Raw genomic sequence first — 18,192 nt, forward strand, 5'->3', positions numbered from 1 at the left:
TCTTTCGCATTGTTACGAAAGCAGCTGATTGAATTTGTTGGATAATTTCGGATATGACAACAAGTCTAAAATAAGGAAATCCGGAGCCTTGCGGCCCCGGATTTCGTCAAGATGGTTAGCAACCTATTAAAAGGTCGTTCAGCATCAGGTCAGTTCGACTGGCGGCGCAGGAAGGCCGGAATCTCGAGCTGATCGTCTTCATGGTTCGCCATGCGTGCCTGCGGAGCCTGACGGCCCTGGTCGTCGAGGTTGCCGCGACGCGGAGCGTAGAGGCTGGCTTCCGGCGACGGTGCACGGCGCTGCGGCGCTGCGTTCGTCGAGGCCATCATGTCATCGAAGGCCGGATCTTCTTCGCGGCGGCCGAGCGAATTGGTGATTCGCTTCAGCAGGCCCATCGGGCCACGCTCTTCGGTGGCCTGGGGGGCTGCCGGCTGGGCGCGGTGTTCCATTTCGGCCTTAACGACCGGCGGGAAATCCTCGACCTTCGGCATGCGAACCTGCTCGGGAGCCTGACGGATGATCGGCTGCTGATGCATGACCGGTGCCTGCTGCTGAGGCTGCGCCTGAACCGGGGCCTGACGGACCGGCTGAGCTTCCGGAGCAGCTGCGAAGATGCGGCTCTGCGGACGGAAGCTATCTTCCGGCGCTGCGGCCTGCGGCATTACCGGCTGCTGCTGGACATGAGCCTGACGGCTCATCTGGATTTCCAGCTCGCGCTCGAGATCGGCCTCTGCCGCACGAATGGTCTGGGCAACCGGGTCCACGGTACGAGGAGCCGGAGCGGCAGCCTGTGCGGTATGGGCCTGCGCGACATGGGCAGGCTGAGCTGCGGCCGCTACCGGAGCGGCGGCCGCGGAAGGACGCATAGCCGGCTTGGCGGCCGGACGGAATTCCATTCCTCTGTCGGCAGCTTCGTTCATCGCGCGGTCGATACCCGTTGCGACGACGGAAACGCGGATGATGCCTTCCAGCGATTCGTCGAAGGTGGCGCCGAGTATAATGTTGGCGTCGGGATCGACCTCTTCGCGGATGCGGGTTGCAGCTTCATCGACCTCGAACAGGGTCAGGTCACGGCCGCCGGTGATCGAGATCAGCAGGCCCTGTGCGCCCTTCATCGAGGTTTCATCGAGCAGCGGGTTGGCAATGGCGGCCTCGGCGGCCTGCATTGCACGGCCCTGGCCGGAAGCCTCACCGGTACCCATCATGGCGCGGCCCATTTCGCGCATAACCGAACGGACGTCTGCGAAGTCGAGGTTGATGAGACCTTCCTTCACCATCAGGTCAGTGATGCAGGCAACGCCCGAATAGAGAACCTGGTCGGCCATCGAGAACGCGTCGGCGAAAGTCGTCTTGTCGTTTGCGATGCGGAACAGATTCTGGTTCGGAATGACGATCAGCGTGTCGACCGACTTCTGCAGTTCCTGGATACCCTGTTCGGCAAGACGCATGCGGCGGCCGCCTTCGAAGTGGAACGGCTTGGTGACGACGCCGACGGTCAGGATGCCCTTGTTGCGAGCGGCCTGTGCGACGACCGGTGCAGCACCCGTACCCGTGCCACCGCCCATGCCGGCGGTAACGAAGCACATGTGCGTGCCATTGAGGTGGTCGATGATTTCATCGATGCACTCTTCAGCGGCTGCACGGCCGACTTCCGGCTGCGAACCGGCGCCAAGACCTTCCGTAACGTTGACGCCGAGCTGGATGATCCGCTCCGCCTTCGTCATGGTCAGCGCCTGTGCATCAGTGTTGGCGACGACGAAATCGACGCCCTGCAAGCCTGCCGTGATCATGTTATTGACGGCATTGCCGCCACCGCCACCAACACCGAACACGGTGATTCGCGGCTTAAGCTCGGTGATATCTGGCTTATGCAGCTTGATAGTCATTGTACCCGTTCCTTCTCTTTATGGCCGCATCGCCACGCCGGCCAATTCACTCGATTTCACTTGCCTGACGCTTACCCGGAGAAACGACCTCCGGATCAGGCACTCAAAAACTCTCTTTCAACCATTGGCCGACACGGCCGATCCGGCTGTTGTTACCCCCAAGCGACGAGAGCAGACCGCTGCTCGGCGCATGTGTTTCCATGTCTGCGACCTGCGGATAGATCATCAGGCCGACCGCCGTCGAAAAAGCCGGCCCCTTGGCTGCCGTCGGCAGACCGGACACGCCCATCGGACGACCGATGCGGACATTGCGGGCAAGGACCCGGCGCGCCACATCAGGCAAACCGGTCAGCTGGCTGGCGCCGCCCGTCAGGACGACACGCTTGCCGACGATCGGGCTGAAGCCCGAACGCTGGATGCGATCGCGAATGAGTTCGAGGGTTTCCTCGATACGAGCCTTGACGATGCGCGACACCAGGGCCTTCGGCACCTGCGTCGGCTGGTCACGCTCATCTTCGCCGATCGGCGGGATGGAAATAAGTTCGCGCTCTTCCGAGGAATTCGCCAGCGCGGAGGCATGGACGACCTTCAGACGCTCCGCATCCTCGATGCGGGTGGAAAGGCCACGAGCGAGGTCGGTGGTGACGTGATGGCCGCCAAGGCTGACGGCATCGGTATGCACCAGCTTACCCTCGGCGAAGACCGAGATCGTCGTCGTGCCGCCGCCCATATCGATCGCAGCGCAGCCAAGCTCGACTTCGTCGTCGACGAGAGCGGCAAGACCGCTCGCATAAGGCGTCGCCACCATGCCTTCGACCGAAAGATGTGCGCGATTGATGCAGAGTTCGAGGTTACGAAGCGCGGCGCGCTCGGCCGTCACGACATGCATGTCGACACCGAGAGCGTCGCCGAACATCGCAAGCGGATCACGGATGCCACGCTCGCCGTCGAGCGAGTAGCCTGTCGCCAACGAATGCAGCACGGCGCGCTCCTGGCGGACCGATTGCTGGCATGCCGCAGCCAATACCTTCTTGAGATCGTTTGATTCGACTTCCTGCCCGCCCAGGTCGATGGTCGCGGTGTAGATATCGCTGCCGAGACGGCCAGCCGAGACATTGACGATCAGGCTGTCGACGGTGAGGCCAGCCATGCGCTCGGCCGCGTCGACGGAGAGCCGGACGACGCCTTCCAGCGCGTCGAGATCGGCGATCACGCCGGTCTTGATACCACGGGAGCGCTGATGGCCGATGCCGATGATCTCGATGTTATGCGTGCGGTTCGGCAGAACCTGGCTCTCTTCGCGAGGCGTCAGCCGGCCGATCATGCAAACGACCTTTGTCGAGCCGATATCGAGAACCGAGACGATGTGCGACCGCTTGGAAGACAGCGGCTTCAACCGCGGCAGGCCGAAATGAGACGAACCGAATAAGCTCATGTATCCTGCCCTGCTTTCTTCAAAGCCTTGTTTCTTGCATCGACCGCGGCCTGGCGGCGAAGCGTTGCGTCGGGGGTCAATTCTATTGCGGTACGATCTGCTAGACGAAGATCCACGGCAGCGATGTCGCGCTGCAGAAGGCTCTGGTCCTTGTCGAGCTTGGTAAGCCGCGCCAGCGCGCCATCGATATTGTCTTCCGGCAGCCTGACGATCACGCCGTTGTCGAGATAAAGATCCCAGCGACGGCCGGCGACGCGGACGAATGCTTTTACCTGAGCGTGAATATCAGGCCATTTGGCAAACGCCTCTTCCACGGAAGCGGCCGAGGTCTCTGCATCGCGCCCGACAAAGAGCGGCAGCTTGGCAAACTTGTTGTCGCGCAGCGGCGCGATCACGCTGCCGTCCTTCTGGATCAGCGAAAGTTCCGCCCCGTGCTGCCAGATGGCATAGGCCTTGCGCTCTTTCAGCTTCACTTCGACTGTCTTAGGATAGACTTTGCGAACCTCGACATTCTGAACCCAGGGCAGATTGGCAATCTTCTGACGAGCAGCATCCGCATTGAGGGCCACGAGCGAGGTCGTACCATCGAGGCCGAGCAACTGCAGGATTTCGATTTCAGAAGTCTCATCGTTGCCGGAGACCTTCACATCCTCGATCGCGAATCCGGCAGCGGACGTCGTCGCCTCTGCAACTGCCTGGCCGTGACCACCGACGGACATGCCATAAAGGCCGGTGACAGCAAAGAGCAGGACGGTCGAGACCGTACCGGTGTGAGCGGGGATATTGATACGGCCCGAACCGAGGCTGACCAGGAAGCGGACTGCACGGCGCAATGGACGCGGCAGGACGAACGCATCTTCGACGTCGTCGATGGCGAGCGGGACGCGATGACGGGACCGCCTCATATTTTTGACCGTCAGCGCAAACAAGACGCGTCCTCCACCATCCACCGGAGAAATTCACCAAACGAGTAGCCGGCATAAGCGGCCATTTCGGGCACCAGCGAGGTAGGAGTCATACCGGGCTGAGTGTTGATCTCCAGCCAGACAAGTTCACCTTCTTCGGAAAAGCGATCATCGAAACGGAAGTCAGATCGACTGACGCCGCGGCAGCCGATAGCTTCATGCGCCCTTAACGATAATGTTTGTATCTTTTGGTAAAGATTCGGTGAAATTTCCGCTGGCAGGACATGTTTTGATCCACCTTTGGCATACTTCGCGTCGTAGTCGTAGAAGCTGTGGCCGAGTGGCACGATCTCGGTAACGCCGAGAACCTTGCCTCCCATCACCCCGCAGGTCAGCTCGCGGCCATGAATATAGCGCTCGACCAGCACCTCATCGCCATAGCGCCATTCCGAAGACGTTATGATTTGCGGCGGATGCGCCTGATCTTCCTTGACGATCACGACACCAAAGCTCGACCCCTCGCGCACCGGCTTGACGACATAGGGCGGCTTCATCGGATGCTCGCCGACGATGCGGAAACGATCCATGACGAGCGAAGCTGCGACGGGAATGCCAGCGGCGGCTGCGACCGTCTTTGCCCGCGCTTTATCCATCGCGAGAGCCGAGGCAAGCACGCCGGAATGGGTATAGGGAATCTGGAGGTATTCGAGGATACCCTGGATGGTGCCGTCCTCGCCGAACGGTCCGTGCAGGGCATTAAAGACTACATCCGGCTTCAGCTCGGCCAAACGGCTGGCAACATCATGATCGACGTCGACGCGAGTGATCTGAAAGCCTTCGGCTTCGAGGGCGTCAGCGCATGCCTTTCCCGAGGAAAGGCTGACAGGCCTTTCCGAGGAAAATCCGCCCAAAAGGACAGCCACATGCTTGGCACCCATTAATACCCCCGACTTCACGGTCTCTGCTCTGCTTTTGCCGGGCCTCGCCTAACAGCGATTCTCGCCCCGCTTTCAATAGGCCGATTAGAACGACATTAAGGTTAATGAAGCGTTTACTTTCGTTAACCTTCGGCCGCTCTGCTGATGCTCGAATGGTTCGAATCAAATCGATCTAAAGAATTCTGCCATTAGATTCAGAGAGTTGCTACTTTTGAAATCGCTACATTTAGATTTTTCAAACAAAGAGGCCCGCATCGAAGGATCCGATGCGGGCCAGAAAGCCTTAAAATTGCACGCTGATTTTACTCGCTATCGTCGACCAATTTCCAGACGAGGCCGCCCAATGCACCCCCCACGATCGGCGCGACCCAGAACAGCCAAAGCTGCTGCAGCGCCCAACCGCCGACGAACAGGGCCTGACCTGTCGAACGGGCCGGATTGACCGATGTGTTGGTGATCGGGATGGAAATCAGATGGATCAGCGTCAGTGCCAAGCCGATGGCGATCGGCGCGAAACCAGCCGGCACCTTGCTGCTCGTCGATCCGAGAATCACGACGAGGAAGAACAAGGTCAGCACAATCTCGGCCACAAGAGCCGATACTATGGAGTAGCCGCCGGGCGAATGCTCGCCGTAACCATTCGCAGCAAAGCCGCCGAGCTGGAAATCAGCCTTCCCGCTGGCGATCAGATAAAGCACGGCAGCAGCGGCGATGGCGCCGACGACCTGTGCGATGATATAGGGAATAAGCTGCCCACCGGGAAAACGGCCGGCCACGGTCAGGCCAACCGATACGGCTGGATTGAAGTGCCCGCCCGATATGCCGCCGACGGCAAAAGCCATAGTCAGCACAGTCAGACCGAACGCGAAGGCAACGCCAAGAAAACCAATACCGAGGCTCGGAAATGCTGCTGCGAAGATCGCGCTGCCGCAGCCGCCAAATACGAGCCAGAATGTTCCAAGAAATTCAGCTATAAGCTTTTTCTGCATGAAATATTTCCCCTTTGCCCTCAACCGCAGCGAAAATCAGCCATTTATGAGAAGATTCCGGGAAAGCCTCGCCGGAAAGACGCCCACGCGGTAGCAAACATTCGCCCAGTTGCTCGCGAATCAACCATTGCGGCTAAATAATAGCATGCAACCGTTGATTTCTTGCGCAGTTGGCGTTTGCGTTGAACAAAAATTACGCTAAGGACAGATTCTGTCCGCTAAGTACCCCTTAGAATCGTCCAAAATGGTGGGAACATGACTGACGCGATATCTCCTTTATCGCCGACCCCCTCGTCATCGAACAACGCCGTTGCCAATTCTCCGGCACGTGTTCTGATCGCGAGCCTTATCGGCACAACGATCGAATTCTTCGATTTCTACGTTTACGCGACGGCGGCGGTTATCGTCTTCCCGAAGCTGTTCTTCCCTGCAAGCGACCCGACATCTGCAACGCTGCAGTCTTTCGCAACCTTTTCCATCGCCTTCTTCGCGCGCCCGATCGGCGCGATGATCTTCGGGCACTTCGGAGATCGGGTCGGCCGAAAGGCAACGCTTGTCGCGGCCTTGATAACCATGGGCCTATCGACGGTGGTGATCGGCCTGCTGCCGACCTATACCTCGATCGGCGTTCTCGCACCGATATTGCTGGCGCTTTGCCGGCTCGGCCAAGGCCTCGGTCTCGGCGGCGAGTGGGGCGGCGCAGTGTTGCTCGCCACGGAAAACGCTCCGGAAGGCAAACGCAGCTGGTACGCCATGTTTCCGCAGCTCGGCGCACCGATCGGCTTTATCCTGTCGGCAGGTCTGTTCCTGATCCTGCGCGAGAGCATGGCTGATGCGGACTTCCTCAACTATGGCTGGCGCATTCCCTTCCTGATCAGCATCGTGCTCGTTGCCGTCGGCCTTTATGTCCGGTTGAAGATCACGGAAACTCCGGAGTTTCAGCGCGCTATCGAGAAGGAAGAACGAGTTTCCGTTCCGATCGCGGTCATCTTCCGCTCGCACTTCCGCAGCCTGATCCTCGGCACCATCATCGCGGTCGCCACCTTCGTGCTGTTCTACCTCATGACGGCCTTCACGCTGAGCTGGGGCACCCGCCCTCCCGGCAACGGTCCGCTGCCGGCAGGTCTCGGCTACTCGCAGGGCCAGTTCCTCGTCGTCCAGCTCGTCGGCGTCGTGTTCTTCGGCCTGATGATCCCGCTCTCCGGCCTGTTGTCGGACCGCTATTCGCGCCGTCTGGTTCTGATCCTGACGACGATCGGCATTCTCATCTTCGGCCTGTTCTATTCGTCGCTGCTGACGGCCGGCCTTGCAGGAGCCTTCGTCTGCTCGATCATCGGTCTGGCATTGATGGGCTTCACTTACGGCCCGATCGGCGCCGCGCTGGCAGCGCCGTTCCCGACCACCGTGCGCTATACCGGCGCCTCGATGACCTTCAATCTCGGGGGCATCGTCGGTGCGTCTCTGGCTCCCTACATCGCCACATGGCTCGCAACGACCTACGGCCTCGTCTATGTCGGCTACTATCTGGCTGCCGCCGCCCTGCTCTCGCTGATCGGCATCCTGCTCTCGGGCAATGACGAAGTCTGAGAAAACAAGCGTAACAAATTGAAAAGGCCGGGTTTTCACCCGGCCTCTTTTCTTGAATCACTTTATGAGGTTTGAGCCGATTACGGCACCAACTTATTCGGTCGTGACGCCCTGGAACGGGCGAACTTCGCGACCGGGCATGAAGTGGCCGAAGCGCTTGATTTCCCATTCCAGCTTGACCCCGGAATTCTCGAAAACCTCGCGGCGCACCTGTTCGCCGAGATATTCCAGATCGTAGCCCGTCGCCTGCTCCATGTTGATCATGAAGTTGCAATGCAACGACGACATCTGCGCGCCGCCGATCACAAGACCGCGGCAACCGGCTTCATCGATCAGCTTCCAGGCGGAAAGGCCTTCAGGGTTCTTGAAGGTCGACCCCCCGGTCTTCTCGCGAATGGGCTGCACCGTCTCGCGATGCGCGCGCACGGCATCCATCTCCGCGCGGATCTTGGCGCGATCTTCGGGATAGCCTTCGAAAAGGACATGCGTGAAGATCAAGTCTTCCGACGCGTCCGAATGCCGATAGCTGTAGCCCATCTCGGCGTTGGTCAGCACATGCTTTTCGCCCTTGCGGTCGATTGCATGAACTTCAATGACGCGCTCGCGGGTCTCGGCACCATTGGCGCCGGCATTCATCCGCGCGGCGCCGCCGATGCTGCCCGGAATGCCGTAGAAGAAATGGAAACCGCCGATGCTGTTGTCCATCGCCATGGCGGCGACGTGCTTGTCCGGGCAGATGGCGCCGGCCAGAATGCGGTTCTCGCCTGCAAGCTCGACCGCGCCGAAGCCCTTGGCCGAAAGCCTGAGGACAACGCCCGGAATGCCGCCGTCGCGCACCAATATGTTCGACCCCACGCCGACGACCGTCAGCGGTACTGCTTCCGGCAGGATCTTCAGGAAGGCGATCAGGTCGTCCGTATCGTGCGGCTGGAACATGAGCTCCGCCAATCCACCGGCGCGGAACCACGTGACGCGATCCATCGGCGCGTCCGGCGTCAGCCTTCCCCTGATGTCCTTTACGCTGTCGCCGAGCGACGCCAGAAGCTTTTCTCCATTTACCTGTTTCATGCGGATTTACCCGAGAGGCCTTCCAATTCCTTTGGCAATGATGCTGCCCAATATGTGATACTGCCAGCCCCCAACAAAACCACAAAATCACCCGGTTGCGCAATCTCCGCAACCATGGCGGCAAGATCTTCCTGTGCCGACAGATAGCGCGCGTCGCGATGGCCGCTAGCCTTGATGCGCGACACGAGAGTCTGTGAATCCGCGCCTTCGATGGGATCTTCACCAGCGGCGTAGACCGGCGCCAGGAAGATGCTGTCGGCATCGTTGAAGCAGGCGGCAAACTCTTCGAAAAGGCTCGACAGGCGCGTGTAGCGATGCGGCTGATGCACGGCGATGACACGGCCCTTGCAGGCCTCGCGCGCAGCCTTCAGCACGGCCTTGATCTCGACCGGGTGATGACCGTAATCGTCGAAAACCTTCACCCCGTTCCATTCGCCTGTCAGCGTGAAGCGCCGCTTGACGCCGCCGAAGGACGCCAGCCCTCTGGCGATTGCCTCGTTGGAGATGCCCAACCGATTGGCAACGGCAACAGCCGCCGTCGCGTTGGAAATATTGTGACGTCCGGGCATCGGCATCACCAGATCCTTGATATGGATCACCTTGCCGGTGCGGCGTCTGCGAATTTCGACATCGAACAGCGACCGCGTGCCTTCGACGCGCACATTCATGAAACGCACGTCGGCCTGCGGATTCTCACCATAGGTAATGACCTTGCGGTCCTCGATGCGCCCCACGAGCGCCTGCACTTCCGGATGATCGATGCACATAACGCCGAAGCCGTAGAACGGCACGTTCTCGACGAACTGCCGGAAAGCCGCGCGGACGGCATCGAAATTGCCGTAATGGTCAAGGTGCTCCGGATCGATATTGGTAACGACTGCGACATCGGCTGGCAGCTTCAGGAACGTGCCGTCGGATTCGTCGGCCTCGACAACCATCCACTCGCCCGCGCCCATGCGCGCATTGGTGCCGTAGGCATTGATGATGCCGCCGTTGATGACGGTGGGATCGAGCCCGCCGGCTTCCAGAAGCGTCGCCACGAGCGATGTCGTCGTCGTCTTGCCGTGTGTGCCGCCGATGGCGATCGCATTGCGGAAGCGCATGAGTTCGGCGAGCATTTCGGCACGACGCACCACCGGCAGCAGCTTCTCGCGCGCAGCAATGAGTTCCGGGTTACTCTTCTTGATGGCAGTGGAAACGACCACGACTTCCGCGTCGCCGAGATTCTCCGCCTTGTGACCGATATGGACCGGAATGCCCTTGTCGCGCAGCCGCTGTACGTTGGCGCTTTCCGATTGGTCGGATCCCTGCACGCGATGGCCGAGGTTATGCAACACCTCGGCGATGCCGCTCATCCCGATACCACCGATACCGATAAAATGCACAAGGCCGATTGCCTTCGGCAGCTTCATACGCCTGCCCCCTTGAATTGCTGAATTGAACGTCCCCCGGCAATAGCCTCAACCATGTCGGCAAGCAAGTTAGCCGCATCCGGCTTGCCTGCCTGCTTGGCGGCCGCCGCCATCTTGGCGAGTTTTTCCGGCATGGTCATGGAGCCGCGCAGGATCGTGGAAAGCTTTTCCGGCGTCAGTTCCGATTGCGCGATGACCTTGACGCCGCCGGTTGCCGCCAGTGCTGCGGCATTGGCCGCCTGATCGTGATCGAGCGCATGCGGATAGGGCACCAGGATGGCCGGACGGCCGATTACTGCCAATTCGGATACTGTAGAAGCACCGGAACGGCAGAGAACCAGATGCGCAGCACCGATACGCTCGGCCATGTCGTTGAAGAATGGCGCGACATCGGCGCCCATCTCCAGCTTTCTGGTGCAGCTGTTGACCGTCTCCATATCCTCGGGACGCACTTGCTGCGTGATCCGCAAGCGCTTGCGCAGCGGCTCTTCCAACAGGCTGATGGCCGTCGGCACCGCTTTTGAGAAATATTGTGCGCCCTGGCTGCCGCCGAAAACGACCAGATTGAACGGATCGTCCGGAACGGAAGGCACATAGGGTCGCTTCGCAGCTTCGATGACGGCCGGACGTACGGGGTTGCCCGTTGTGACCGTCTTCTCCCCAAACGGTCCCTCTTCTGAAAGGAAACCGCCCGCAATCGCCCGCACCCGCGTCGCCAGCATCTTGTTGGCGCGGCCCATGACGGCATTCTGCTCATGCAGCATCGACGGCACGCCCATGCGTGTAGCCGCAAGCAATGGCGGGACAGTCGGATAACCGCCGAAACCGACGACGCAGACGGGCTTGATTCTCTGGATCAGCTTGCGCGCGGCGCGCATGCCCCTCCACAGCGTCCAAAGGGCGCGCGCAACCTTCAACGGGCTCTTCGAGCCGATCGTTGCCGAGGGCACGACATGGATCTCATCGGCCGGAAATTTGCCAGCATAGCGTTCGGCGCGGCTGTCGGTGACCAGGTGCACGGAATAGCCGCGCTCTTTCAGCTTGTAGGCCAGAGCTTCGGCCGGAAATACGTGGCCGCCGGTTCCGCCGGCGGCAAGAAGGACAATGCCTTTACTCATAATTTTCGCTCCCGCGAAGACCCCATTACTCGGGGCATCTCCCTGATATAGGAAGTCGCCACGACCGCGTCATCAGCGCGGACCAAGCCCCTCTCATAGACCGGCGCCTGTGCAAAAGCGACCGGAGAATGAACGGGAAGTATGGGGTGAAGTAAGGGCAAGTCCACGATGCTACTCCGCCGGCAGTCCATGCGTGACACGGAACATGCTGCGATCCTGCGCACGCTTTTCCGGGCGGTGACGCGTCAGCGCCAGAATGAAGCCTGCGGTCACGCAGATCGCGGTCATCGACGAACCACCATAGGAAATCAGCGGCAGGGTCATGCCCTTGGCGGGCAGCAGCTGCAGGTTCACGCCGATATTGATGATCGACTGAATGCCGATCTGCAGCACCAGGCCGGCAACCGCGAAACGATTGAAGTCGTTCTTCTCCCTGTAGGCATGCGACAGGCCGCGCAGCACGAGGAAGGCGAAGACGCAGACGAGTACCATGCAGAAGATCACGCCGAACTCTTCGGCAGCCACCGAGAAGATGAAGTCGGTATGGGCGTCCGGGATGATCCGCTTGACGACGCCTTCGCCCGGGCCGACGCCGAACCAGTTGCCATGGACGATCGCCTGCTTGGCGGTATCGACCTGGAAGGTGTCGCCCTCACCGGTCATGAATTTATTGACGCGTTGCGCCACGTGATCGAAGACGTAATAGGCCGCAACGAAACCACCGGCGCCAAAGCCGCCAAGAACGATGATCCAGAGCCAGGGCATGCCGGCCATGAAGAACATGCCACCCCAGACGGCCGTCGTCAGGATCGTCTGTCCAAGGTCCGGCTGCGCGACGAGCAGCGCAACGACGATGCCGAACAGAATGATGGCAAAGAGATTGCCCGGAATTTCCGGCTGGCGCGCATGCTCGGCAAACAGCCAGGCGCAGACGACGACGAAAGCGGGCTTCATGAATTCCGAAGGCTGAATCGACAGCGCCGCGATGTTAACCCAGCGCCGCGAACCCTTGACCTCGATGCCGAAGAACAGCGCGAAAAGCATCATCGCCAGCGAAACGATCAGCAGGATGACCGCCGTGCGCCGTACCTGACGAGGCGACATGAACGAAATGCCGATCATCGCCGCGATCGCCGGAACGAGGAACAGGGCGTGGCGCTTGACGAAATGGAAAGGCTCAAGCCCGATGCGCTCTGCCACCGCAGGCGACGCCGCGAAGGAGAGCATGAAGCCGATACCGATCAACAGGATGAAAAGGGCAAGGAATACACGGTCGATGGTCCAGAACCATTCGGCCAAGGCCCCACGTTCAACGCGGCTTACCATATCATTTGCCTCCAGTTGCTGAACCGATCAGCATGGTGACGCCCTCGATCGCAGCCACATGGCTGACGAACGCGTCACCCCTGACCTCGAAATTCTTATATTGATCGAAACTTGCGCAAGCCGGTGACAACATCACCGCCGCAGACTGATGCTCGTCCCCGTCCGCGTCCGCGGCCGCGTGCGCCACGGCTCGCTCCAGCGTGCCGGAGATCTCGTAGGGCACCTGTTCACCGAGCGTTGCCGCAAAGGCAGGAGCAGCCTCACCGATCAGATAGGCTTTTGCGATGCGCGGAAAGAGCGGTGCGAGCGTCGTAATGCCACCCTCTTTCGGCAGACCGCCGGCAATCCAGTAGATATTCTCGTAGCTCGAAAGCGCCGGCGCCGCGGCATCCGCATTGGTAGCCTTGGAGTCGTTGACGAAGACGACCCGACCGCGCCGGCCAACGGGCTGCATGCGATGCTTGAGACCTGGGAAGGATTTCAACCCTGCGCGAATCTCATCGGCGGTGACGCCAACCGCAAGGCAAGCGGCAATCGCCGCTGCTGCATTCTGTGCGTTATGACCACCGCGCAAGGTTTGGATACCGTCGAGATCGGCGATCCCACTCGCTGCACCGTTCGATGCCCGCATGATGCGGCTGCCCTCGGCATAGAGACCATCCGCCAACGCATGCCGGCGCGAGATTCGCGTCACCTTGGTGCCCGCCCGCTCAATGCGATCGGCGACCAGCGAGGAATAGCTGTCATCGATACCGACGACGGCAACGCCACTGCCCGCAACGAGACGCTCCTTGATATCGGCATAATGCTGCATGGTGCCATGCCGGTCGAGATGATCGGGCGTTAGATTCAGCAAAATACCGGCAGAAGGATCGAGCGTCGGCGCGAGATCGATCTGGTAGGAAGAGCATTCGACGACGTAGAAACGGCCGGCCTTCGGCGGGTCGAGCGTCAGGATTGCCGTACCGATATTACCGCCGAGCTGCGTATCGCGACCGCTCGATTGCAGGATATGAGCGATCAGGGCCGTTGTGGTCGACTTGCCGTTCGTTCCAGTGATAGCGATGAATGGACAATCCGGCGCATGCGCTCGCCGCTCGCGCACGAAGAGTTCGACATCGCCGATGACTTCCACGCCAGCGGCATGTGCGAGATCGACCGTCCAGTGCGGCTTCGGATGCGTCAGCGGTACGCCCGGCGACAAGACGAAGACCGACAGGGCATTCCAATCGATCGTCCTGAGATCGGCGACCGGGATGCCCTCGGCCGCCGCATCGCCCACGCTGTCGGGATTGTCATCCCAGGCCGTGACCTCGGCGCCACCGGCAACAAGCGCACGCGCCGTCGCAAAGCCCGAACCGCCGAGACCGAAGAGTGCGACCTTCTTTCCTTTCAGCGTGGTGACAGGGATCATCGGAGCCTCACCGCAGCTTCAGAGTGGAGAGACCGATCATTGCCAGAATGACTGCAACGATCCAGAAGCGAACAACCACCTGGCTTTCCGTCCAGCCCTTCTTCTCGAAGTGATGGTGAATCGGCGCCATCAGGAACACCCGGCGCTTCGTCATCTTGAAGAAGCCAACCTGGATGATGACCGAAAGCGCTTCGACGACGAAGAGACCGCCGATGATCGCCATGACGATCTCATGCTTCGTAGCGACAGCAACCGAGCCGATCATGCCGCCCAGCGCCAAAGAACCGGTATCGCCCATGAAGATTGCGGCCGGCGGCGCATTGAACCAGAGGAAGCCGAGGCCGGCGCCGATGACAGCACCGAGAACGACGGCCAATTCGCCCGTGCCCGGCACGAAATTGATCGCGAGGTAGTCGGCGAAGACGAAGTTGCCGGCGAGATAGGCGATGACGCCGAAGGACGCAGCCGCGATCATGACCGGCACGATCGCAAGCCCGTCAAGACCGTCGGTCAGGTTGACGGCATTGCCGGCGGCTACGATGACGAAGGCGCCGAAGAATACGAAGAACATGCCGAGATTGAGCAGCAGGTTCTTGAAGAAGGGGAACGCGACCGACGAGCCGAAGGTCGAGCCGGCGGGACCGGAAGACAGTGCCGTCGTCATCATGAAGTACACGGCGATCGCCGCGATGACGAATTCGATGCCCAGGCGCGCGCGACCGGAGAAACCCTTGTCGCTCTGCTTCGTCACCTTCAGATAATCGTCATAGAAGCCAATTGCGCCAAATCCGAGCGTGACGAGCAGCGTGGCGACCACGTAGACATTGGCCAGATCCGCCCAAAGCAGCGACGACACAACGATGCCAGCAAGGATCATCAGGCCGCCCATGGTCGGCGTGCCCGCCTTCTTGAAGTGTGTTTGCGGACCATCCGCGCGAATCGGCTGTCCCTTACCCTGACGCACGCGCAGCGAAGAGATGATTCGCGGTCCGAAAAGGAAGACGATCAACGCTGAGGTAAACAGAGCACCGCCGGTACGGAACGTGATGTATCTGAACAGATTGAGGAATCTGAAATGTGTACTGAAAAATTGAATATGGTCCGACAGTTCGGCTAGCCAAATCAGCATAAGAGCCCTTTCTAAAGCCCCTGATGGGTGCGGGTGCCCGTGTCGGAAAATGCGGGAAACTTGTCAAGCAAGCCGGCCACGATCTTTCCAAACTTCATCCCCAACGACGATTTCACCATCAACACATCGCCAGGGGCGACCGAGTTGAGCGCGAATTCCGAGAGTTCCTCCGTCGTCTCACGATATTCGACATGAACACTTTCCGGCAGCTCATCCCTCAAAGCCGCCATCTCCGGACCCGCCAGCCAGACATGCTCGATACCGGCCGCCAAAAGCGGTCCGGCAAGGTTTGCATGAACCTGCTGGGCGTAATCCCCCATTTCCAACATGTCGCCGAGGACGGCGATCCGCCTGCCCGTCCGACCGCCGACACCCGCTTTCGGCGATGTCGTCGCCAGCAGCCCGATGGCTGCGCGCATGGACGCGGGATTGGCATTGTAGCTCTCATCGATCAGCGTGAAGGAGCCGTTGCCGATCGCACGTTTATGGCGCTGCCCTCTGCCCTTTTCCGGCTGCAGGTCCGCCAGCGCCGCGACAGCCTGGTCAAGATCCGCCTCGACGATCATGACAGCGCCGAGCACGGCAAGCGCATTCTCGGCGATGTGACGACCCGGCGCGCCGATCGCCACTTCCAGCGTCTCGCCGCCGATGGTCAGCCAGAGTGTTGAGTTCTCTTCCGAGGTATTGAATTCGGCGAGACGCACATCGGCCTTGGCATGCTGGCCGAAGCTGTGAATGTGTTCGATGCCTGCCGCCGTCGCTGCGCGCTCCAGCATCTCGAACTGGTCGTTGTCGTGGTTGAGGATGGCATGCCCGCCGGGCACCACGCCGTCGAAAATCTCGGCCTTGGCTGCGGCGATCTCGCCGATGCTGTTGAAATTGCCGAGATGTGCCGGCGCAATCGTGGTGATGATGGCGACATCCGGCTGCACCATCTTTGCGAGCGGCCTGATCTCCTCGGCATGGTTCATGCCGATTTCGAAAACGCCGAAATCCGTATCTTCGGGCATGCGTGCAAGAGTGAGCGGCACGCCCCAATGATTGTTGAAGGAGGCAACGGAGGCATGCACCTTGCCCGATGGTGTCAGCGCACGGCGCAGCATCTCTTTCGTGGTCGTCTTGCCCACGGATCCGGTGACGGCGATGATCTTGGCCTGCGTGCGCCGACGAGCCGCAACGCCCAGCCGCGCCAAAGCCGCCAACACATCATCCACAACGACCTTCGGCACGGTCAGGCTACCCATTGCGGGCAGACGCGCCTCGCTGATGACGATAAAGGCCGCGCCGTTCGCCATGGCGACATTGGCATAGTCGTGACCATCGACACGATCGCCCTTGATGGCGAAAAAGGCCTCGCCCGCCTTGATGGAACGACTGTCTATGGAAATGCCTGTAATCCCGGCAGGCAGCGACCCGACGAAGCGGCCCGAGATTGCAGCGATCAGATCCTCAGTTGTCCATAGCCAGCTCAAGACTTCAATTCCTCCAATGCTTTGCGCAGTTCGGCATGATCGGAGAAAGGCAGCGTTACGCCGCCGATCGTCTGCCCTTCCTCATGCCCCTTGCCGGCGACGATCAGCGTGTCGCCGGATTTCAGCATGCCGACGCCCTTGCGGATCGCTTCGGCGCGATCGCCGACCTCCGTGGCGCAGGCAGCCGCTGCCATAATTTCCGCGCGGATAACAGCCGGATCTTCGGAACGCGGATTGTCGTCGGTCACGACGACCACATCGGCGAGACGGCAGGCGATTTCGCCCATGATCGGGCGCTTGCCGCGATCGCGGTCGCCGCCGCAGCCGAAGACGACGATGACGCGGCCCGTCGTGAACGGCCGCACCGAATTCAGGACGTTTTCCAGCGCGTCCGGCTTATGAGCGTAATCGACATAGGCAAGCGCGCCGTCATGTGTATGACCGACGAGCTCGAGACGGCCGGATGCGCCGACGAGCTTCTCCAGCGCCGCCATTGCAACCGACACGGCAACACCCGTCGATATGGCAAGACCGGCAGCGACAAGCGCATTGGCAACCTGGAAATCGCCCGCTAGCGGGATATGGATTTCGAAAATCTCATCGCCGACATGGACTTCAGCGATCTGCTTGTGGCGGAAATGCTCGACGCGCTTCAGCGTCAGGAAATCGCCCTTGCGTCCCACCGTGCGCACATCTTGCCCGGCGGCACGAGCTGCAGCGATCGCCTGCTCCGACCAGGCATCATCGGCAAAGATCACCGCCGGCGAACCTTTCGACAGCAGATCTCTGAACAGCCGCATCTTGGCGGCCATGTAGTCCTCGACCGTCGGATGGTAGTCCATGTGGTCGCGACCGAGATTGGTAAAGGCGGCGGCGGCGAGCTTGACGCCATCGAGCCGGAATTGATCGAGGCCGTGGCTGGAGGCTTCCATCGCCGCATGGGTCACGCCTTCGTCGGCAAGTTCGGCAAGCAGCGCGTGCAGCGACGACGGATCCGGTGTCGTCAACGAGCCATAATCGTTGCGGGTCGGCGACACCACGCCCGTCGTGCCGATCATCGCGGCCGGGTGTCCGGCAAAGGCCCAGATCTGCCGAGTGAAGGATGCGACCGAAGTCTTGCCGGCGGTTCCGGTCACTGCAACCATGGTCTCCGGCTGACGTCCGTAGAAACGGGAGGCGGCAACCGCGAGAAACCGGCGCGGCTCGGATACCCGCAGCAAGGGCACGCCGTTCGCGGCGCGTCCAGGCCCCGCAACGATGACGGAGGCGCCGCGCGAAGTCGCATCGTCAATAAAACTCGCGCCGTTGGCTTTCGTACCTGCAACGGCAACAAAGGCCATGCCCGGCGATACCTGTCGGCTGTCGGCAGAAATCCCGACTATCTCGAGGTCGCCAAGCGCTCCGTCAATCTGTGTGTTGAGTTCCGGAAATCCATCTCCGGCAATATCCCGCAGTTTCATCGAATGTACTTTTCGCTCTTGATCGATCCGCCCTCTCGCGAATCGACCCGTGT

Annotated in this window: 14 protein-coding genes; 1 reads left to right on the plus strand and 13 read right to left on the minus strand. The window is 60.5% G+C overall.

Annotated features, from left to right (window positions below; translation table 11 throughout):
* Positions 1 to 149: 149 nt before the first annotated feature.
* From ftsZ to aqpZ, 5 genes are all read right to left on the minus strand, one after another.
* A complete protein-coding gene (gene ftsZ / locus QD409_RS08405) occupies positions 150 to 1,886 on the minus strand; it encodes a cell division protein FtsZ (RefSeq protein WP_092853248.1) in 1,737 nt (578 codons plus the stop codon).
* A 103-nt stretch (positions 1,887 to 1,989) separates the two neighbouring features.
* Positions 1,990 to 3,321, minus strand: coding sequence for a cell division protein FtsA (ftsA, locus tag QD409_RS08410; protein ID WP_092853246.1), 1,332 nt, complete (start codon positions 3,319 to 3,321; stop codon positions 1,990 to 1,992).
* Positions 3,318 to 4,250: a cell division protein FtsQ/DivIB gene (locus QD409_RS08415; RefSeq protein WP_092853244.1), complete on the minus strand. Its 933-nt coding sequence runs from the start codon at positions 4,248 to 4,250 to the stop codon at positions 3,318 to 3,320. The genes ftsA and QD409_RS08415 overlap by 4 nt, the downstream gene beginning before the upstream one ends.
* Positions 4,238 to 5,164, minus strand: coding sequence for a D-alanine--D-alanine ligase (locus QD409_RS08420; protein WP_430762407.1), 927 nt, complete (start codon positions 5,162 to 5,164; stop codon positions 4,238 to 4,240). Before QD409_RS08420 ends, QD409_RS08415 begins: the two co-directional genes overlap by 13 nt.
* Positions 5,165 to 5,466: 302 nt before the next feature.
* A complete protein-coding gene (gene aqpZ, locus QD409_RS08425; protein ID WP_430762408.1) occupies positions 5,467 to 6,153 on the minus strand; it encodes an aquaporin Z in 687 nt (228 codons plus the stop codon).
* 255 nt (positions 6,154 to 6,408) lie between these two features.
* On the opposite strand from aqpZ, the gene QD409_RS08430 reads away from it, so the two are divergent.
* Positions 6,409 to 7,740: an MFS transporter gene (locus QD409_RS08430; protein WP_430762409.1), complete on the plus strand. Its 1,332-nt coding sequence runs from the start codon at positions 6,409 to 6,411 to the stop codon at positions 7,738 to 7,740.
* Positions 7,741 to 7,833: 93 nt separating this feature from the next.
* Here the strand turns inward: QD409_RS08430 and murB are convergent, their stop codons facing one another.
* The 8 genes from murB to QD409_RS08470 all read right to left on the minus strand — a co-directional run bounded on the left by murB (position 7,834) and on the right by QD409_RS08470 (position 18,139).
* Complete coding sequence (murB, locus tag QD409_RS08435; protein ID WP_430762410.1) at positions 7,834 to 8,808, minus strand: UDP-N-acetylmuramate dehydrogenase; 975 nt, start codon at positions 8,806 to 8,808, stop codon at positions 7,834 to 7,836.
* Positions 8,805 to 10,220 (minus strand): UDP-N-acetylmuramate--L-alanine ligase, encoded by a 1,416-nt coding sequence (murC, locus tag QD409_RS08440; protein ID WP_430762411.1) that lies wholly within the window; start codon positions 10,218 to 10,220, stop codon positions 8,805 to 8,807. Before murC ends, murB begins: the two co-directional genes overlap by 4 nt.
* Positions 10,217 to 11,338: an undecaprenyldiphospho-muramoylpentapeptide beta-N-acetylglucosaminyltransferase gene (gene murG / locus QD409_RS08445; RefSeq protein WP_430762412.1), complete on the minus strand. Its 1,122-nt coding sequence runs from the start codon at positions 11,336 to 11,338 to the stop codon at positions 10,217 to 10,219. Before murG ends, murC begins: the two co-directional genes overlap by 4 nt.
* A gap of 171 nt (positions 11,339 to 11,509) precedes the next feature.
* Positions 11,510 to 12,664, minus strand: coding sequence for a putative lipid II flippase FtsW (ftsW, locus tag QD409_RS08450; RefSeq protein ID WP_092853229.1), 1,155 nt, complete (start codon positions 12,662 to 12,664; stop codon positions 11,510 to 11,512).
* 1 nt (position 12,665) lies between these two features.
* Positions 12,666 to 14,078 (minus strand): UDP-N-acetylmuramoyl-L-alanine--D-glutamate ligase, encoded by a 1,413-nt coding sequence (gene murD / locus QD409_RS08455; RefSeq protein ID WP_430762413.1) that lies wholly within the window; start codon positions 14,076 to 14,078, stop codon positions 12,666 to 12,668.
* A gap of 7 nt (positions 14,079 to 14,085) precedes the next feature.
* Positions 14,086 to 15,207, minus strand: a complete 1,122-nt coding sequence (mraY, locus tag QD409_RS08460) for a phospho-N-acetylmuramoyl-pentapeptide-transferase (protein WP_004116058.1) — start codon at positions 15,205 to 15,207, stop codon at positions 14,086 to 14,088.
* Between the two features lie 11 nt (positions 15,208 to 15,218).
* The gene (locus tag QD409_RS08465) at positions 15,219 to 16,679 is read right to left on the minus strand and encodes a UDP-N-acetylmuramoylalanyl-D-glutamyl-2,6-diaminopimelate--D-alanyl-D-alanine ligase (protein ID WP_430762414.1); all 1,461 of its coding nucleotides are present in this window, start codon (positions 16,677 to 16,679) and stop codon (positions 15,219 to 15,221) included.
* Complete coding sequence (locus tag QD409_RS08470) at positions 16,676 to 18,139, minus strand: UDP-N-acetylmuramoyl-L-alanyl-D-glutamate--2,6-diaminopimelate ligase (RefSeq protein WP_430762415.1); 1,464 nt, start codon at positions 18,137 to 18,139, stop codon at positions 16,676 to 16,678. Before QD409_RS08470 ends, QD409_RS08465 begins: the two co-directional genes overlap by 4 nt.
* Positions 18,140 to 18,192 lie beyond the last annotated feature (53 nt).

It is taken from the genome of Rhizobium sp. BR 315, assembly GCF_050577975.1.
GTDB lineage: Bacteria > Pseudomonadota > Alphaproteobacteria > Rhizobiales > Rhizobiaceae > Rhizobium > Rhizobium miluonense.